This is a genomic window from Aquibacillus rhizosphaerae, assembly GCF_030282825.1.
GTDB classification, from domain to species: Bacteria; Bacillota; Bacilli; order Bacillales; family Amphibacillaceae; genus Aquibacillus_C; species Aquibacillus_C rhizosphaerae.
The window spans coordinates 1-19,305 of the sequence record NZ_JASTZU010000062.1; the positions used below are offsets into that span (position 1 = coordinate 1).

Genomic DNA, 19,305 nt, shown 5'->3' on the forward strand with positions numbered 1-19,305 from the left:
AGTAGAATGATTTTTTTCTACCATCTCATAACTAAAACAACAGCTATTCATCTTGTGATTGTTGATTTGGAGCAAAGGGCAGTCGACTCCTGCGGGAACAGCAAATGTTTTCGCTGGGGCGAGTAATCGCAGTCCCACGAGCTGAAGCCGTGCCCGTGGAAAGCGAAGTATTCTGCCGGAACGGGGTATTACAGTTAATCAATATTGCGACAGCTTAGAATTGCATAAAATTAAGAATACTTAGTGCAAACTTTACATCAAGTATGAAGATTAAAGTGAATTTTACATTATTACATATCAACAAAATTTTTTATAGGTAATATCCAAGCAAAAGACATGATTGCTATTCTTCAGCCTTCCCTCACATCTTCTTCTACCATTCTTTCAAGTTATTTAAATATTCATAATACCGATTTCGTCGTCACTACAACAATACATAGTTGGATAATGTAATTGTGAAATTGACTTACATATTGATAATTTTCACCGCTATATATAAAGACTGTCCAAAAAATATCATTCCCCACAAGAATGCTGGAATTAATGTTATCTTATGGAGACTTGTAGCATCTCCTGCATTTTTAGGTTGCGAAAAACTAATCATCATAATATGACAAGCACTTCGTATTGATTCAATTAAAATAATGGATGTTAATATATAACTTGTATGCATGCTAACTACTTCAATTTGACTTTTTAACAAAAAACCTACCAAAACTACAAAAGAAATCGTCCACATGAATCCGAAAAAGTTTCGTACCCATAAAGTTACTGCAATTACCGTAGCGCATAGAAAAAATACTAACACCACCACATACCGACCATCACGTAGAAAATAAAATAATAAAAGCGCTATGAAAGATGATCCCGTCTAACCAGCATAAGCGGTTAATACCTTCCCGATCCACGAGGTAGAACTCGTGGTTGCGAATCCAGAAGTATCTTTATTTATTGAAATCCGATGTGCTTTTCCTCCTGTTAAAATAGCGATTACCACATGACATAATTCATGAGTAATTGTATACACTAACCGAATATACGTACCAATGAATGGAATATTAACCAATAGAAATGCTAATAATAAATAAACTAAGATGTTCATGGTTAAGCTCCTAACGTAGGTGGATTGGTACTTTTAAATCTTCATAAATATAACTATATTCATTTAAAGATGAATGTAACAAATTGTCAAAGATGCATAAGAAGTAACACTACCTTCATAGAATCGAATATACTGTATTACAAACCATTTATCCCAATTTAATGGACACTTATACGTTGCGACTATGAATATATACACCTATTGCTCAAATGGATAAATTTTAGTACTAACAAAACGCTATATTCACTGTATAGGTTAAGGTGTAAACGATGTTGTTTAAAATCCAGAAAGGGGCAAGGTAGTGATGAAACCGGATCCTCCTTTAATAAAAGATAGAACATTTATGAACCTTTCACAGAAGAACATGTATTTTGATGAGGTCTTTAATTACATCGTGCATTTCATGAAAATGGACCCTCAAGCAAATTATCGTTTGATGGTTGGTACTGATTCACAAGTTCATAAATTTCATACATTGTTTGTTACTGGAATCGTAATAAAGCGTGAAGGCAAGGGTGCTTGGGCATGTATATTACCAATTAAATTTAAAAGAAAATATTTAAATTTACATGAAAAAATCTCAATGGAAACCACCTTAACTGAACAAGTAGCTTCACTATTTGACGAAAAAAGAAAAACACAACTAATTGATATCATACTACCTCACTTGTACCGAGGCAGTTCATTTTCAATGGAAGGCCATATTGATATTGGACTTGAGCGAAGATCTTTAACACGTTTTTTAGCTAATGAAATGATGGCACGAATAGAGTCTGTTGGGCTAGAACCTGTGGTCAAACCAGAATCCTTTGTAGCTTCAGGCTACGCGAATCGATATACGAAAAGAAGTAAAAAATTAATATAAAAACAAAAAACGGGTCTTCTCAAAAAAGATTAGTCCATTTATACACTGGCTACTATTAAGAAAAGCTTAGGGGGCCTTATTCACCTCAGGCAGGGTAAGTGCTTGAGCTAGACATCTCCGAGTTTTTTAACTTTTAAAAAAGCAAACCTCCATTTTGGAAGTTTGCTTTTTAGTTATGATTTTACTTTTTTAATCATATCATGTACTTTTTGTATTTCATCATCAGATACTACTAAATAATATATCCCATCAATTTTAGTACCTTGTCCTTGCATCATATAACTTACCATATTATTTCTAGTATTTCCGTAATTCAATAGTAGATTTTGCATGTCTGAAAAGTCCATATTGGTAACAACATTATCACCTAGGACATCAATCATATCACCTATTTTATTTACTGACCCTATGCTTGCACCCTCATCAACAATAGCTTTGATTACCTGACGCTGCCTAGCTGTTCTGCCAAAGTCACCATTCGGATCTTGATATCTCATTCTTACGTAACCCATTGTTTGAGGTCCATTTAATTCAAGTGTACCCGATGCGTAGTGGAAGCCTTCCTCATAATAACCAGTATCAACCCAATCCAATTGGTTATCCACAGTTATACCTCCAACCGCATTAACCATATCAGACAAGCCTTCCATATTCATACTGACATAATAATCCAGATCAATCTCTAACAGATTTTCAACTGTATCAATTGTCATATCCACACCACCGAAAGCATATGCATGGTTAATTTTATCCTGATTACCTCTTCCTACGATTTCAGTTCTTGTATCTCTCGGAATACTCACCAACTGCATACTATCATTCTGAGGGTCTAAAGAAAGAACCATTAATGCATCCGAACGACCTGCATCATCACCACGCTGATCAACACCTAGCAATAATATATTTAAAGGCTTTTCATCTTTTATCTTCTTTTTTGTTAAAGTCGTATCTATTGTTGTAACTTGTTGATGTATTTTTCCATCAACTGTTTGCTTTGCATCATTATAAATAGAGTAAACGAATCCCGCTCCACCTAAGGCAATGACCAGCACTGTAATGAGTGTAATTTTCAACCATAGTTTCATTGGCTTTTTACTTTTGTTCCTTTTCTTTTCTGTCATATAGACACCTCTTCTTCACGTAATACTAGAATAATAATTTATTGCCTATTATACTATATTTTTGTCAGAAAATGTCTGCCGATTTCATTAAATTTTAGTAAGCGCTTTAAATAAGAATCCAGATTGATAACAATAAATAGGGAAAAAACAGCAACGCACTAATTTTTGTTAGTAATCTTAAAAACTTAAAAAATTTGCCTAATCAGAAAGATTAGGCAAATTTTCAATTACATGACTCACATCTAAATTCTAGTTTACCACTAATGGATTTGGGTCAGACGCATCATTGAGTCCATCGCCATCAGAATCTGCACTATCCAGTCGACTGTACCATAATGCTCAGTTTAATTGAATTGGAATATTTTGATAGTATCCCTAGGTATATAAAGTAGGCGAGCAATCGGTTTAGGAGTTTAACTAGGTCTTATTGCATGAACAAGCATTTAAGAGGGCATAAAAAAACAGTGGAGGGCAACTTACCCCCACTGTTTTTTCAATGACCTTATTTATACTAATTTAATCGATAACGGATTACTTCACTTTCTCCCGCAATGACATCTGAACCTGTTTGTTTATCTAGCTCAGATACCTTCTCGCCATTCGTGACGACGATTGGACTTATTATACTTTCTGCTTTTTTCTCTACCTCAACTAGTTCAAAGCTAACTAACAAATCACCAGGTTTAACTGTTTGTCCAACTTTTACATGAGTTTCAAAATGTTCTCCATTTAATGCGACTGTCTCCAAACCTATATGAATAAGTATCTCAACACCATTCTTAGATTCTAAACCTATCGCATGTTTTGTAGGAAAAACTTGTATCACTTTTCCTTTAATTGGCGAGACTACCTTACCTTCTGTAGGAAGAATTGCTATCCCATCCCCCATCATCTTTTTCGAAAAAGTTGGATCTGGGACCTCTTCCATATCCATCACTTTTCCAGATAACGGAGCTAGCAATACTTCATGTGTATCTTTTTGACCAAACAAGTTTTTAAGCATTTTGAAAACCTCCTTTGATAATCCTCTTATAATCATCATACGCTTAGGCATGTGAATAGTTAAATAATATCGTTTATATTTATCTTATTTTTCCTATCACCATGGAAGAAATCTGGGACACCTAAATTAAAATCACAACAAGACAGGCTGTTTTCAAAAAGACCTCTCTTGTCCCAAAAGAAACACTCAATAAATACCAAGAAACCAAAAACACCTTTAGATTTTGCATTTCTCAAGGTGTTCTGATCTCTATTCTCTTAACCAACTATTCACTAGTAGTACACATATAACATTGGGAAGACTATTTATTGTTTATTTAAACACTCGTGTAGCTTCTACTGCTTTTTGCCACCCAGTATATAGCTTTTTACGATTTTCAGCGTCCATTTCTGGTGTAAATGTTATCTCTTTTTTCCACTGCTTTGCAATTTCTTCTCGATTTTTCCAGAAACCTACTGCTAAACCAGCAAGATATGCTGCTCCAAGTGCGGTTGTTTCATTTACAACGGGCCGCTCCACAGGAACACCTAATATATCACTCTGGAATTGCATCAAGAAATCATTCTTGACAGCTCCCCCATCGACACGAAGTGCTTTTAAATTAATTTCGGAATCAGCAATCATAGCATCTAAGACATCCTTCGTTTGATATGCTAGTGATTCTAATGTGGCACGGATGAAGTGTTCCTTTGTTGTTCCTCGTGTAATACCAAACATAGCACCACGAGCATCGCTATCCCAATAGGGAGTTCCTAAACCGACAAACGCTGGTACCATATAGACACCATCGGTTGATTCTACTCGCTTCGAGTAATTCTCTGTCTCTTCAGCACCTTTAATCATACGAAGTCCGTCACGTAACCATTGGACTGCAGAACCAGCAACAAAGATACTTCCCTCTAATGCATACTCGACTTTGCCATCAATTCCCCATGCTAATGTTGTAAGTAATCCATGTTCAGACGTAACCGCCTTGTCACCTGTGTTCATCAGCATAAAACACCCTGTTCCGTATGTGTTCTTTGCCATTCCCTCTTCATAACATGCTTGCCCGAACAGCGCTGCTTGTTGATCACCAGCTATACCAGCGATTGGCACTTCATATCCATAGAAATGATAACTAACGGTTTCCCCATACACTTCTGATGATTGTCGTACTTCTGGTAACATACTGGCTGGTACCGTTAGGATATCTATTAGTTCTTGATCCCATTTCAGATCATAAATGTTGTACATTAATGTACGAGAAGCATTCGAATAATCTGTTACATGTGCTTTACCACCAGTTAATTTATATATTAACCATGTATCAATCGTACCAAACAGCAAGTCACCTTTACCTGCTTTTTGACGGGCACCCTCCACATTATCAAGAATCCATTTTACTTTTGTACCCGAAAAATAAGCATCAATTAGTAATCCTGTTTTATCTCTAAATAGATTGTTATAACCTTTGTCTCTCAATTCCTTACAAATATCATCTGTTTGCCTAGACTGCCACACAATTGCTCTATAGACCGGTTTCCCTGTATGCTTATCCCATACCACAGCTGTCTCACGTTGGTTTGTTATTCCAATTCCTGCTATTTGAGAGGGATCGATTTCTCCCTTACGAAGTACGTCATCAATACAAGCAAGGACTGAAGTCCAGATTTCATTTGCATCATGTTCTACCCAACCTGGTTTAGGAAAAAACTGTTCGAATTCTTTTTGTCCAGTTGCTACAATTTCTCCTTGATGATTAAATAAAATTGCACGTGAGCTAGTTGTACCTTGATCTAATGATAAAATATACTTCTCCACTATTAATCCCCCTATCTGCTTTTATCAGAAACTGGTATATTACCCTTTTTCAATGCCACATTGGAACTATCCCCATGAAGAATAGGCGGTAAACCTTTTTCTATAGAGCACTGCACCCATAATTCATGTAAAATCCCAATCAGATTTCCCTTTTCCAATCATAAAACCATCATATATCTCTTTTTCCCATAAGAACATGTCATTTGCTATTTTTATTACTCTTACAATAGCTGGTCTTGGTCCTTCTGTAAAATTGTTGGCACCGATAAACATTAATCTCATTACAAGTAGAAAGGTACCTTCTGCTTCACTACGGAAAAAATTATAATCATCTTCCCAACGACTTTAAAAACTCAGACACACTATCCAGCCTTTTAATAATTTATAGTTAGACAGCATAAAACTTAGAAAATCTCGCACATGTCGTTGGACCTGGGATATTCGTATTTACATTGATATTCCCTATGCTATGAAAAGAAGTCCCTACGAGAGGAACTTCTTCAATATCATTCTAAACTTTTTCTTCTCTTTGTTACATAATATGCAATACCACCAGCTATTAATAGTAGTAAACCTATTACTAATACATTAAAGATTGATGTCGCTGTAGCTGGAAGATCTTTTCCATCTTCTGTTTCGAGTTCCTTCTGATTCTTATCTTCTAAATCGCCCTTTTGCTCATCTTGTTCTTGTTCAGAATCTGAATCTTCTTCTGGCTCTTCCTCATTTACAGGATTTTCATTTACATCTGCTTCTATCATTTCCATCGGAGCAAAGATACTAAAGTGTAGTGCTGTCACACTTAGCACTCCTTCTCCGTATTGTCCACCTATATTTTCCCATTCATCTGAATCTTCATTCAAGTGATAAACTCGGAGTTTATTTATTTGTTTCACATTGTCCTCATCAATCATGAAATCAATTAATACTGGACTTTCTTCACTAAACTGACTAACTGCTTCATCTTGCATAATAGTAAATCGGTAGATTGCACCTCTTAGTTTCTGTTCTTCTGGTATTTCCACATCTCCCATTGTTAGTGGTTCGATTGATACTATGGCAGCTTGATCAGCATATAGATTTATTGCTGGAAGGACCATACGAACACCAGAATGAACGAAAACAAGCTTTGCTTTTTTATTTACTAAAACATTTACTTGTTCATTTGTAAGATGTACTTCTTTTGCATCCGTATCTGTCAAATCAATAACAAATTTCCCTGCTTCTGCTAATCTTTCAATATCATCAGAATATACAGTTGCTTTTTCATCCTTGACTTTAATGTCAGCACTAACAGTCTCCTCTTCGATAACCGCTTTTGCTAAACTATCCATGGCTGTTTGAAGTGTTGAAATAGCATTAGCCAAAACTTCTTCTGAATCTACTGTTTCTATTGTTGCCTCCGCTTTTCTTATCGCTGACTGCAAGGCCTCAAAGGACGGTTCTGTGTATGCTTGGTTATCATTTGTGATTGCCTTTGCTGTTATGATGAGTTCTTCTAATTCACTTACATCTAAGGATGGTGCTTCCAATCCATCGATTGCCGTTTGAAGTTCCGCAATAGCATTAGTCAAAGCTTCTTCTGAATCTACTGTTTCTATTGCTGCCTCCGCTTGTTCTATCGCTATTTGCAAAGCTTTAAATGACGTTTCTGTATAAATACCATCCTCATTTGTCCTTGCTTTTGCAGAACTGATTAACGATTCCAAGTCACTTACATCAATGGATTCCTCTAGTTCACTAGCGTAATAGACTTCTAATCCATTTATACGTCCAACTTCACTAATATCAATAGTTAACTGTCCATCTGTAACCGTGACGGTTGTTTCTAATTCAGCATATTGTCCTGAACCGGATGAGATGTTACCTTGATCTTCACCTTCTATAACAAACCCTGTCTTATTTGAAGCAATATTATCTCCTGCAACTATTTTTAAGTCATATGTTCCGTTTCGAAGATCAACCATGAATTGATAGTCACTGCCGATAACAAAATCTCGTCTTATATCATCTGGTTCAGCACGATCTCTTGAATCTACAGTAACATCCAATCCATATCCGATTTCACTATCGTAGACCATTGAATTAGATACTTGGTTAAATCCAGTTTTAACTGGACTTGTATCTGTACCAAAGTCAAATTTTACATTAAAATCTTCAATAGCAACTACTTCAACAGCATTAATACGTGCCCACTCACCAGCAAATAAAATGTTTAACTGTCCATCATCTACTGATACTGTATCTGTGTATTCAACAAATTCACCTGCAGCCGTTCCTGTACCACCTTTTACCTCACCATCTTCAAGCACATATGTGGATGTATTGTCATCCCTCTCAGACCCCGTAATGATGCGAACATTATAATCTCCATCAGGTAAATCAAGTTGAAACTCCTTATTATAGGCTAAGATGAAATCTCTACGTAAATCATCTGGTCCTTCTTGATCTCTTGAACCATCCGTCCCATCAGCAAAACCATAGCCTCGTTCTTCATCATAGTTCATCGTATCAGAAACGCGTTCATATCCATTAGCGACTGGTGAGGTTTCAGAACCAAAATCGAATCTCCAACCTGGACCTAAATCAATTATTTCTACCAAACCATCTAATCCCTGTTGCAACGCCTCTATAGCAGCATACAGATCACTTTCAAACTCAATACTTCCTAATGCCACTTCAGCTGCATCGATTGCATCCTGCAAAGCTTGATATGTTATGTCTGTATAACTTTCATTATCATTTGAAATTGCTTTTGCAGTTTCCAATAATGCTTCAAGTTCAGATACGTCAATCTCTGGACCTTCTTCTTCTATATAATCCAATTCTTGTGAATTTGCAACGGAAACATACTCCCAGTCGATATCCGATCCAAAGTAATAACTTGGATAGGCCGGTTGATTATAACTTGAGTTTTGCCAAGCAATTCCTGTTCGGTATTGAATATCATGCATTAAAGTGTGTAACTTACGATCTGTTTCCTCTGAGTTGACATAAATACGAATCGCTGAACTATCTTCCGTTCTAAGCAGCAATTCTTCTCTCCAGTCACCAAACACATCTGCCACTAAGGATGGGTTTCCCTTTGTACCATTGTTTGTTCTTGTACCAGTAGCAGTTAACAACTTTCCATTTTCCCAATCATCAATCGTCGGGGTATTATCACCTGAACCATTAACGAGTTGTGTCGCCATGTCTTGTGACCATTTGATATTCATATTGGTACCTGGCCTACTCGTTCCTAGTAGTGTTCCATCGGCAGTACGCATATCAACAGCCCAATTTTCTATGCCACGTTGACCACGGTTGACATCACCAATCATACCTCGTCCAGTATCCGCACCTGTATAATCTCCGAAAATAACTTCACCTGTTTCAGCAGCACGTAAAGCATAGCCATACGGTGCCCATGAGCCACCCTCGAATACAGAATAGATTTCTAGTCCAGGTTGATCGGGATCAATGTCTGCTACATGAAGCGCATCTCCATGACCAAGTCCTGCCTCAACACCTGGATTACTACTTCCTTCAGGTAATGTGTCTCTAGAGCTATATAGTAAAGAACCATCATCATCAATAGTTGCAGCACCATAAATGATTTCCTGCTTTCCGTCACCATCAACGTCAGCGGTACTAAATTGGTGGTTACCTTGCGTTGTCAGCGTTGAAAATTCTGGGTTCGTACCTGGCACACCATGTGGACTCGCATTAAATGGATTATCCATTGGCGTCCAACCACTATCCACAAACCAATTTTCTGTTATGTCTTGTCCATTAAAGCCATATGAAGCAAGCGTTGTTCTTGTATAATAGCCACGAGCAAATACTGCATATGGATTCTCTCCGTCTAAATAAGCAACTCCACCTAAGAAACGATCCACCCTATTTCCCGGTTCAATTCGTGACATAGCATAGTCACCCCACATTAAACCATCATCGTGACGTCCAGGTTTATAATCTACTGTATCCATTTCTTCGCCGGTTTCTCCATTAAACACGGTTAAATATTCTGGCCCAGTTAAAACAAAGCCTTCAAATGTTCTTAAATCATTTCTAGCACTTCTATTTGGTGCATATTCATCAAAAAAGAAGTCTGCTAAGCTTTCTGCGTCTTCTTGAGAAAGCGGATAATCATATTGTTTTTCCATTCCAAAACTTTCTTCAAGTGTATCTGGCCAGTTTCCTGCAACAACTTCTTCATGTTCATGCCAGTCCCTGAACATATCTACTATATAAGCATAATAATCATCTGCACTCATTCGATAATCATCTGTGTTACTATAACCTGCATCAAGGTCTTCCTGAGCCATCGTAATGTACGCTTCCGATTCTACTTGACCACTATTATTAAAATGTATAATTTTTGTACCGGGTGCTGTTTTGAACATTAATTCTGATTTTCCATTTCCATCAAAATCATATACTAAAAATTGCGTGTAGTGTGCACCTGAACGAATATTAACACCTAAATCAATTCGGTATAAAAGTTCACCCTCAAAGGTGTACGTATCAATATACGTGTTACCCGTATATCCTTTTTGAGAGACGTCCTTTGAATTGGTAGGTTCCCATTTCACAATATACTCATATTGTCCGTCTCCAGTTACGTCACCTACACTCATATCGGTCGCATGATATGTGTAGGATTCTCCAGCAGGAGTTACTTCATCTTCAGGCTTTTGCAAAGGTAAGTCGTAATACGTATCACTCCATGGCTGGACTGTTCCACTTTGTTCACCCGTTTCTGAATCATCCTTAACAGCTCGTACATAGTACTCTGATGAATCAGTACCCTCACTATCTAAATAGTTTGTGCTGTTTTCAATCGTAGCAATCAAGCTACCATCTCGGTAAACGTTAAAATCAGTTCCTCTTAGTCCATAATCTGAATACGCAGTCACTTCCTCTGCCAACAGTCTCCAGCTTAGAAAAATACCTGCAGATGAAGAAGTAGCTACTAGTCCTCTATCTAATTCTTCAAGTTGGACATCAAATTGTTTTTTTGTATCAGATTCAACAACTTCAGATGTAGCCTCTTCGGACCCATCAACGATAGCCGATACTTTAAAGTAATGCGAAACATGTGTCGATTTATCAAACGTAAACGTAGTTTCATTGACCTCTGCTACTTGCTTATATTTTGTCGTTTCAAGATTTTTATCAGCCCAATATACTTTGTATGATTGAGCACCATCATAATTAGACCAACTTAACGAAACAGTTGAATCGGTAACATTCATTACTTGTAAGCCTCCAACAATATCATCTTCAGCTGCTTTAACGCTTCCACCAGTTAATCCCGTCGTTTGAAATAAAGAAAATACCATTAGTACTGTCATAAATATAGCTTTTCTTTTAGACATCTTATTCCTCCTCCTCCTATTCCTTAAAACTTCCCCACATGTACTTTGATACAGACCCGTTCTTACCTCCAATCTGAAAATGGGTTATTTATACAAAACAATATTGGGAAATTGTTTGCATATGAATTCACATATTATAAAGCGCTTACATTTTTAAGTGATAAGAAATGACTTTACAGAAGTTATGTGACTGGATTTAAAGGTTTTCTTGGTGAGGTGAGGCTGACTCATATTATAAGGGGTTGAACATGGATAGATTTCCTTCTCAAGGAGTATGTTAGTTTGTCTACTATTTTAAGTCAACGAAATATCTGTTTATTAAACGAAGAGCCCTGAAATTTCATGACATATAATTGCATGTATGATAAAGCCTCAGTTAATCCATCACTGAGGCTTTACAAATAATTTAGTTTACTATCTCATTTACGCGCTCCATAACACCTTTTTGCAATGTACTTAATTGTTCTTGACTCGCTTTCAACGTTTTACCGTTCACACCAAAATAAAACTTAATTTTTGGTTCTGTACCAGATGGACGTAAACAGAACCAAGATCCATCATCTAATTTGTACTTTAACACGTTTGATTTAGGAAGATGGATTGGATCGACTTCACTCTTTGACACAAGATTTCTTGTGCTTGCTTTATAATCCTCAATTTCTGCTATTTTCACACCTGCAACTTCAAATGGAGGGTTGCTTCTAAAATTGGCTAAGATAGATTCAATTTGTTTCGTTCCATCTTTTCCTTTCAATGTTAGTGACTCCAAAGATTCGAGGTAATACCCATACTCGTCAAAAATGGCTAGTAACCCTTCATACAGTGTCATTCCCTTTGCTTTGTAGAAAGCGGCAACTTCAGCAATCATTAAACAAGCTTGAACAGCATCCTTGTCTCGAACGAAATCACTTATGAGATAGCCATAACTCTCTTCATAACCAAATAGGAAACTCTTCTCCTTAGACTCCTCAAACTCTTTAATTTTTTCACCAATGAATTTAAATCCTGTTAGCGTATCAATTGTCTCAAGTCCATGGGCTGATGCAATGTCACGTCCTATTTCTGAAGTTACAATTGTTTTCAATACCGTTGCATTAGCAGGTAGTTCACCTTTTCGCTTCTTTTCGGTAATTAAATAATGTAATAATAGAGCGCCGACTTGGTTGCCTGTTAAAACTTGATAACTGCCTTGGTCATTTTTCACTGCGACACCTACACGGTCTGCATCAGGGTCAGTGCCTAACAGAATATCGGCATTTTGTTTTTCTCCATATTCTATGGCAAGCTTAAAAGCAGCATGTTCCTCTGGATTAGGTGACTTTACAGTAGAAAAATTAGGATCAGGAAGCTCCTGTTCTTTCACTACTTCAATATGTTTAAAACCAATTGCACTTAAACCGTCACGAACAGGAATATTTCCCGTACCATGTAGTGGTGTAAAGACTACCTTAAAGTCATCTGCTACTTGTTTAATTATGTCTGGATTGACAACGATAGTCTTCAACTGATCTAAGTAAGCTTTATCCACTTTATCACTAATCATCTGTAATAGACCTGAACTAATTAATCCAGCTTCATCTGCTACTTGAATGACTAGTTCATTTTCTACTTCATTCACTTTTTCAATTAGTTCATCTGCATCCGCAGGTGGTAGCTGACCACCATCTGGCCCATACACTTTATACCCATTATATTCTGGCGGATTATGACTAGCTGTAATGACAATTCCACTATATGCATTTAAATATCTGACAGCAAAAGATAGTTCAGGTGTTGGTCTAAGCGAATCGAATACATAAGCTTGAATACCATGTTCACCTAATGTTTTTGCAGCTTCAATGGCAAACTCTGGAGATTTAAATCGTGAATCATAAGCGATGACCACACCTCTCCCTTTGGCAACATCACCATTCTCTTCAATGTAACGTGCTAATCCTTCCGTTGCTTTTCTAATCGTATAAATATTCATACGGTTAGATCCAGGTCCTAGTTCACCACGCATACCACCTGTACCAAATTCGAGTTCTTTATAAAAACTATCTTCAAGTTTTTTTTCATCATTTTCTATTGCGACTAACTGATCTCTTAATTCTTTGTCTAACTGTTCAAAATTACGCCACTTTTCGTATTGTGTTTGCCAGCTCATTTTTATTCTCCCTTTTATGTACGAATTTAATCTTCAAATCCATTTGGATGATTTCTATGCCAATCCCACGCGTGAGACACCATCGCTTCTAAATCTGCATATTGTGGAACCCAGCCAAGTTCTTCTTTTGCTTTTTCTGATGAAGCAATTAATATAGCCGGATCTCCTAAACGACGCGGTGCTACCTCAGCAGGAATCGTGTGCTCAGTAACCTTCCGACACGTATCAATTACTTGTTTAACCGAAAAACCTTGTCCATTCCCTAAGTTGTATATGGAACTTTCTTTTGTTTCCTTCAATTTCTTAACCGCTTGGTAATGTGCTTGTGCTAAATCAAATACATGAATATAGTCACGAATACAAGTACCATCCTCAGTTGGGTAATCATCCCCATACATCTTAACATGATCTCGTTGTCCTAAAGCAACCTGAAGGACGATTGGAATTAAGTGCGTTTCAGGGTCATGGTCTTCTCCAATTCGCCCTAACGGATCTGCACCTGCTGCATTAAAATAGCGTAAGCAAACGGACTTAAGCCCATAAGCTTGATCACTCCATTTAAGCATCTTTTCAATTGCTAATTTTGTTTCACCATAAGGATTAGTTGGAATCGTAGCATCACTCTCTTGGATTGGGATAGAATCTGGTTCACCATATGTAGCAGCAGTAGAAGAAAAAACAATGTGCTTTACATTATTTTCTACCATTTTCTTGATAAGGTGGTGGGTGCCTATTACATTGTTTTCATAGTATTTTAACGGATTTTCAACACTTTCGCCTACTAAGGAGTCTGCAGCAAAATGAATAACAGCATCAATTGCATGATTAGCAAAAACTTCATCTAGTATTGCATTATCTTCTAAGCTGCCTTCATAAAATGTAGTTCCCTGCATCGCAGCCTTATGGCCCTTACGCAAGCTATCCACTATTACGACATCTTCCCCTTGCTCCTTTAAATACAAAACGGTATGACTACCAATATAACCTGCACCACCAGTGACTAAAATCGTCATAAACTTCCCCCTTAATTTATCGTATATATCATTCATGTTAAAATTAGATTTAATTGTAAGTATTAATTATATCAAATATTGTTTGTATAGTCTTTACCACAGAAGCGATTAAAAGTCGACATAATTCGATTGTTGCACGCATTAAATTATAAATTTCTAGCCTTACATTACAAATTCCTTACTATTCTTCTCTAGAAGCAGCTTGGAAGATATGCTGTTTTTTGTAATACATGAATTTAACTAAGATTGCATGCTAGCAATAAAAGTCATTTTCATTTAAACTTGCTAGTATATGAATAATTTGTCGGATTAAATTACATAAAGAGGTTCCGCGCCATTATTAGGAGGGGTCAATCGTGTCAACTGTCTATCGAGGTTCCAAGTTAAAAGTTTTATCATTAAATTCCAACCCTGAACTCGCTGAAGAAATTGCAACGCAAATCGGGGTAGATCTAAGTAAGAGTTCCGTACGAACTTTTAGTGATGGAGAAATACAAATTAATATTGAAGAAAGTGTTAGAGGTTGTGACGTATTTGTCGTTCAATCGACAAGTTATCCAATCAATCAAAACATTATGGAACTACTCATCATGCTTGATGCATTAAAACGTGCGTCAGTTAATACCATTAACGTGATTATCCCATACTATGGATATGCAAGACAAGACCGCAAAGCACGAGCTCGTGAACCGATAACAGCTAAATTAATTGCAGATTTAATTCAAAAAGCTGGCGCTTCAAGAGTAATCACACTTGATTTACATGCTCCTCAAACACAAGGATTTTTTAATATACCCGTTGATCAACTTGTCGGTATACCAATTTTGTCGAAACATTTTATTGGGAAAAATCTACAAGATATTGTCGTCGTTTCTCCTGACCATGGAAGTGTCACACGTGCAAGGCAACTTGCAGACCAGTTAAAAGCACCTATTGCAATCGTTGATAAACGTGGGCCAAGGGAAAGTCATGCAGGTGAAATGAATATTGTAGGCGATATTGAAAATAAAACTGCTATTATCATTGATGATATTATTGACACCGCTACGAGAATTACGAGTGCTACGAACGCTTTAATTGAACAAGGAGCAAAAGAAGTTTATGCATGTAGTACGCATCCAGTTTTATCAGGACAAGCTATCGAAAAAATCGAACAGTCTCCCTTGATTGAACTCGTTGTTACAAACAGCATTGCACTTCCTCCTGAGAAACAATTAGATAAAATCACTCAGTTAACCATTGCTCCTCTAATTGCCGACGCGATTATACGCGTATATGAGCAACGTTCTGTTAGTGTCTTATTTGATTAAGTGAGTCAATTTCATAATTACCTTATTCAGTCATCTAAGGGCAATATAAAGTTTGGAAATGTTTTTATCCAACTATATATCGTTGTAGGTGACGATAAAATTGGTATGATGAAATTGATTAAGTAATATAGACTTAAGACATAGAGAAGAGTAAGTCCCCTTGCACTTAACAACAATGTTTCCTTATTTTATTAAAAAGATCCTGTAACAATTACTTGTTACAGGATCTTTTTAATTCACAACGATATTTAATCTTTTAACTCATTGAAAAGAATGTCAATTCCTTTTGGACTTAATACAATCTTTCCATCACAAAATGTTTTATTTTCTGCATTCACTTCACCTGTAATGTGACAAGCCATATTTGTTTCAAATTTTTTCAGAATAATCTTATCTTCTTCCGTAAATATTTCTAACGGATCTTTTTCTCTAATTTTGAATACATCCCGTAATTCTTTTGGTAGAACGATTCTCCCTAACGTATCAACCTTTCGAACCAATCCAGTACTCTTCATTTTAAAAACTCCCCAATTCAATTTTTAAAAATGTCTCGAATTCAGTATAACATATCTCGAATTCAATGTAACATATATTGGATTGATTACCTTATACTAGTAATTCGGAGATATCATATCACTTGTTACTTGTGATTCAAATCACTTCATTGATAATCAATATCATTTACAATTACTTTAAGAAGTTAATAACAAATCTAAGTTATCTTCTACTAGTTAACATAAAGGAGAAATGACCTATGAATGTAGCAAATATCAATGAATATAAAGAGTTCAATCAAGAAAAGTTCACAAAACGAATTGTTTTTAAAGAGGGAGGCAGTACTTCTTTTGTTCTTAATTTTAAATCTGGACAGGAGTTACCTGCTCACAAGCATCCTGGTACGAATGTCTATCTCCATGTATTACAAGGTAAGGGAGTCTTTACAATCAACGATAAAGAAACATATGTATCGAAAGATGATGTATTACTTGTAACAGGTGATGAGCTGCTTTCTTTCGCTAATAACAGTAATGAAGACGTAAGTTTATACGTAATACTAAACAAAATCCCGAATGAAAAGTATGCAGAAAACATATAAATAATCTCATAGAATCTTGCATGAAAAGGTCTTTTACTTAGGCCTTTTTTTTGTTTTGACTGACTATAAAGAAAAGCAGAGGGTCGTTACAAACTCTTGGGCAGTTATGACGCAGGAGCTAGACATCTCAGATTTTTTCGTTCGTTAGTGAAATATTACAGAAATACGTATGTTGCTAATTCGAATTCATCGTGACAGACACTAGTATCTTCTGTATAATATATTTCGATAGTCGAAGGAAAGGGAGAGCCACATGAGTGATCAAACATTAGAGTCAAGTCATTTTAAGAAAGAAAAGATATGGACAAAAGACTTTGCCCTAATTTGTGCGGCAAACTTTTTTATTTTTCTAGGTTTTCAAATGACATTGCCTACCATACCGTTATTTGTACAAGAGCTTGGTGGTAGTGATCAGATGATTGGTATCATAACAGGAATTTTCACATTCTCTGCATTACTATTTCGTCCATACGCTGGACATGCATTAGAATCAAAAGGAAGACAGTTTGTGTATATGATAGGGTTAAGTATTTTTGTATTATCTGTTGGTTCTTTTGCATTTATAGCAAGTATTGCTTTCTTATTATTGATGCGAATGGTACAAGGAATTGGTTGGGGTTTTTCCACAACAGCAACCGGTACAATCGCCACAGACTTAATTCCACCTAAACGCCGTGGTGAGGGAATGGGATATTTTGGGTTATCAGGCAACATTGCGCTTGCATTTGGACCTGCTTTAGGATTAACACTAGTGGGCCACATAACATTCACCCAATTATTTTTAATTTGTTCTGCTTTAGGCTTAGTAGCTTTATTTCTTTCCTCACAAATAAAGTACAAAAAAATAGAAAAAGTAACGCATCCAACAACGACAGTGAAGTTTGATATCTTTGAGAAGAGCGCTATCCAACCATCGTTACTATTATTTTTTATAACAGTAACTTTTGGTGGGATTGCATCATTCCTCCCCTTGTACACGGCAAGAGAAGGAATAGATGGCATTGAAATATATTTTCTTATCTTTGCATTATTCTTAATGGCTTCTAGAACATTTGCTGGGAGATTATATGATTTAAGAGGTCATATTTTTGTTTTTTTACCTGGAACACTTTTGATTTTGAGTGCGATGCTTTTGTTAGTATGGTTGCCAAACTCTATCATTTTGTTTGTCGCTGCAGCCTTATATGGATTAGGATTCGGAAGTGTTCAGCCCGCACTACAAGCCTGGTCTGTTGATAAAGCGCCAGCACATCGTAAAGGTATGGCAAATGCCACCTTCTTCTCTTTTTTCGATCTAGGTGTTGGTGTTGGAGCGTTGACATTCGGACAAATTGCTTTCGTGTTTGGGTATAGTTATATCTATCTAACCTCGGCTGCATCTGTATTTTTATCGATGGTACTTTATATCATATTATTGATTCGTGGAAGGCAAAAAATTAGATAAAACGCAAAACCACTCTTTTTAAGAGTGGTTTTTTGTAATGAATTTGAATCAACACAGCACGAGAAACCATTTCATATTTTCGAAAGTTTATAGCATTCCTACTCAACTATCTACTATTCATTTAACGCGTAGATTTAAAAATGATATGATAAAGGAAACAACTTAACAAGGAGAGATAGCATGAAAATTGCTTTTATTTCTGATATTCATGGAAACGCCATCGCACTGGAAGCAGTACTGAAAGACATAGAAAATAAACATGTAGATAAAATTGTTGTACTAGGAGACTTGGCGTATCGAGGTCCGGAACCAAAACGTTCCATAGAGTTAGTAAAAGGCCTGAATACAACTGTAATTAAAGGAAATGCAGACGAGTGGATTGTAAGAGGTGTTAATCAAGGTGAAGTACCTGACAAAGTCCTCGATTTAATGAATGAAGAAAGAGATTGGTCCGTATCACAGATAGATCAGGCTGATATGGATTACTTAGCACAACTTCCGACAGAAATCACATTGGAAGATGAGGGAATTAAATTCCATGCTTTTCATGCCACACCAACCTCTTTATTTGATGTGGTTCTTCCAGATGCTGCTGATAGTGAATTAGAATCTAAATTAATATCTGCAAAAGATGCGGATGTGTATCTTTATGGGCACATTCATAAAGCATACATCCGGTATGTCCAAGGTAAAACGATAATTAACTTGGGTAGTATTGGGCTTCCTTTTGATGGTGTAACAAAAGCTTCTTATGCAATTGTAAATGTTAAAGACGGCATTCTTAGTACGTCTATCGAACGCGTCAGCTATGATTACCAAAAAACAATCGACTTATATGATACCGTGAATTATCCAAATACATCGATGATGAAAAACATCGTAAAGAGTGCTTCTATTAACAATTAATAGTAAAGCATATAGATTCGAAATAAGTATTAAAACCAGAAAGTAGCAAAGAACAAAAGCGCAAGCCCTTGCTCACCCTAGGGCAATTAAGACGAACATCTATGTGGTCCTCTTTACCACAAAGATGTTTAAC

13 protein-coding genes and 2 pseudogenes are annotated in these 19,305 nt (G+C 36.4%); 5 read left to right on the forward strand and 10 right to left on the reverse strand.

Going from position 1 to position 19,305, the window contains the following annotated elements; translation table 11 throughout:
- Positions 1-466: 466 nt before the first annotated feature.
- A pseudogene (locus tag QQS35_RS19665) lies at positions 467-1,102 on the reverse strand (M50 family metallopeptidase).
- Between the two features lie 304 nt (positions 1,103-1,406).
- On the opposite strand from QQS35_RS19665, the gene QQS35_RS19670 reads away from it, so the two are divergent.
- On the forward strand, positions 1,407-1,967 hold the full coding sequence (locus tag QQS35_RS19670) for a ribonuclease H-like YkuK family protein (RefSeq protein ID WP_285934004.1): 561 nt from the start codon (positions 1,407-1,409) through the stop codon (positions 1,965-1,967).
- Positions 1,968-2,140: 173 nt separating this feature from the next.
- Here the strand turns inward: QQS35_RS19670 and QQS35_RS19675 are convergent, their stop codons facing one another.
- The 8 genes and pseudogenes from QQS35_RS19675 to galE form a co-directional block, all read right to left on the reverse strand.
- Entirely contained in the window at positions 2,141-3,088 is a 948-nt protein-coding gene (locus QQS35_RS19675; protein WP_285933948.1) for an LCP family glycopolymer transferase, read from the reverse strand.
- 511 nt (positions 3,089-3,599) lie between these two features.
- Positions 3,600-4,091 (reverse strand): PTS sugar transporter subunit IIA, encoded by a 492-nt coding sequence (locus QQS35_RS19680; protein ID WP_285933949.1) that lies wholly within the window; start codon positions 4,089-4,091, stop codon positions 3,600-3,602.
- Positions 4,092-4,403: 312 nt separating this feature from the next.
- Entirely contained in the window at positions 4,404-5,897 is a 1,494-nt protein-coding gene (gene glpK, locus QQS35_RS19685) for a glycerol kinase GlpK (RefSeq protein ID WP_285934005.1), read from the reverse strand.
- Positions 5,898-6,017: 120 nt separating this feature from the next.
- Positions 6,018-6,176 (reverse strand): hypothetical protein, encoded by a 159-nt coding sequence (locus tag QQS35_RS19690; protein WP_285933950.1) that lies wholly within the window; start codon positions 6,174-6,176, stop codon positions 6,018-6,020.
- Between the two features lie 224 nt (positions 6,177-6,400).
- On the reverse strand, positions 6,401-8,572 hold the full coding sequence (locus QQS35_RS22835) for an LPXTG cell wall anchor domain-containing protein (protein ID WP_331490878.1): 2,172 nt from the start codon (positions 8,570-8,572) through the stop codon (positions 6,401-6,403).
- Positions 8,573-8,734: 162 nt separating this feature from the next.
- Positions 8,735-11,257: pseudogene (locus QQS35_RS19695) on the reverse strand (rhamnogalacturonan lyase family protein); the annotation flags it as partial.
- Between the two features lie 406 nt (positions 11,258-11,663).
- The gene (locus QQS35_RS19700) at positions 11,664-13,403 is read right to left on the reverse strand and encodes a phospho-sugar mutase (RefSeq protein ID WP_285933951.1); all 1,740 of its coding nucleotides are present in this window, start codon (positions 13,401-13,403) and stop codon (positions 11,664-11,666) included.
- 26 nt (positions 13,404-13,429) lie between these two features.
- Positions 13,430-14,416, reverse strand: coding sequence for a UDP-glucose 4-epimerase GalE (galE, locus tag QQS35_RS19705; RefSeq protein WP_285933952.1), 987 nt, complete (start codon positions 14,414-14,416; stop codon positions 13,430-13,432).
- A 356-nt stretch (positions 14,417-14,772) separates the two neighbouring features.
- On the opposite strand from galE, the gene QQS35_RS19710 reads away from it, so the two are divergent.
- On the forward strand, positions 14,773-15,726 hold the full coding sequence (locus QQS35_RS19710; RefSeq protein ID WP_285933953.1) for a ribose-phosphate diphosphokinase: 954 nt from the start codon (positions 14,773-14,775) through the stop codon (positions 15,724-15,726).
- Positions 15,727-15,974: 248 nt separating this feature from the next.
- Here QQS35_RS19710 and QQS35_RS19715 read toward each other — a convergent pair whose 3' ends face one another.
- The gene (locus QQS35_RS19715) at positions 15,975-16,241 is read right to left on the reverse strand and encodes an AbrB/MazE/SpoVT family DNA-binding domain-containing protein (RefSeq protein ID WP_285933954.1); all 267 of its coding nucleotides are present in this window, start codon (positions 16,239-16,241) and stop codon (positions 15,975-15,977) included.
- A gap of 239 nt (positions 16,242-16,480) precedes the next feature.
- On the opposite strand from QQS35_RS19715, the gene QQS35_RS19720 reads away from it, so the two are divergent.
- From QQS35_RS19720 to QQS35_RS19730, 3 genes are all read left to right on the forward strand, one after another.
- Complete coding sequence (locus QQS35_RS19720; RefSeq protein WP_285933955.1) at positions 16,481-16,822, forward strand: cupin domain-containing protein; 342 nt, start codon at positions 16,481-16,483, stop codon at positions 16,820-16,822.
- A gap of 253 nt (positions 16,823-17,075) precedes the next feature.
- Positions 17,076-18,266 carry an MFS transporter gene (locus tag QQS35_RS19725; protein WP_285933956.1) on the forward strand — a complete coding sequence of 397 codons (1,191 nt, stop codon included), beginning with the start codon at positions 17,076-17,078 and terminating at the stop codon, positions 18,264-18,266.
- A 180-nt stretch (positions 18,267-18,446) separates the two neighbouring features.
- A complete protein-coding gene (locus QQS35_RS19730; protein ID WP_285933957.1) occupies positions 18,447-19,172 on the forward strand; it encodes a metallophosphoesterase family protein in 726 nt (241 codons plus the stop codon).
- Positions 19,173-19,305 lie beyond the last annotated feature (133 nt).

Coding starts and splice junctions, on each gene's coding strand:
- QQS35_RS19720 (WP_285933955.1), top strand. CDS start 16,481: ATGAATGTAGCAAATATCAATGAATATAAAGAGTTCAATCAAGAAAAG.
- QQS35_RS19700 (WP_285933951.1), bottom strand. CDS start 13,403: ATGAGCTGGCAAACACAATACGAAAAGTGGCGTAATTTTGAACAGTTA.
- QQS35_RS19690 (WP_285933950.1), bottom strand. CDS start 6,176: ATGAGATTAATGTTTATCGGTGCCAACAATTTTACAGAAGGACCAAGA.
- QQS35_RS19680 (WP_285933949.1), bottom strand. CDS start 4,091: ATGCTTAAAAACTTGTTTGGTCAAAAAGATACACATGAAGTATTGCTA.
- galE (WP_285933952.1), bottom strand. CDS start 14,416: ATGACGATTTTAGTCACTGGTGGTGCAGGTTATATTGGTAGTCATACC.
- QQS35_RS19730 (WP_285933957.1), top strand. CDS start 18,447: ATGAAAATTGCTTTTATTTCTGATATTCATGGAAACGCCATCGCACTG.
- QQS35_RS19670 (WP_285934004.1), top strand. CDS start 1,407: ATGAAACCGGATCCTCCTTTAATAAAAGATAGAACATTTATGAACCTT.
- QQS35_RS19715 (WP_285933954.1), bottom strand. CDS start 16,241: ATGAAGAGTACTGGATTGGTTCGAAAGGTTGATACGTTAGGGAGAATC.
- QQS35_RS19675 (WP_285933948.1), bottom strand. CDS start 3,088: ATGACAGAAAAGAAAAGGAACAAAAGTAAAAAGCCAATGAAACTATGG.
- QQS35_RS19725 (WP_285933956.1), top strand. CDS start 17,076: ATGAGTGATCAAACATTAGAGTCAAGTCATTTTAAGAAAGAAAAGATA.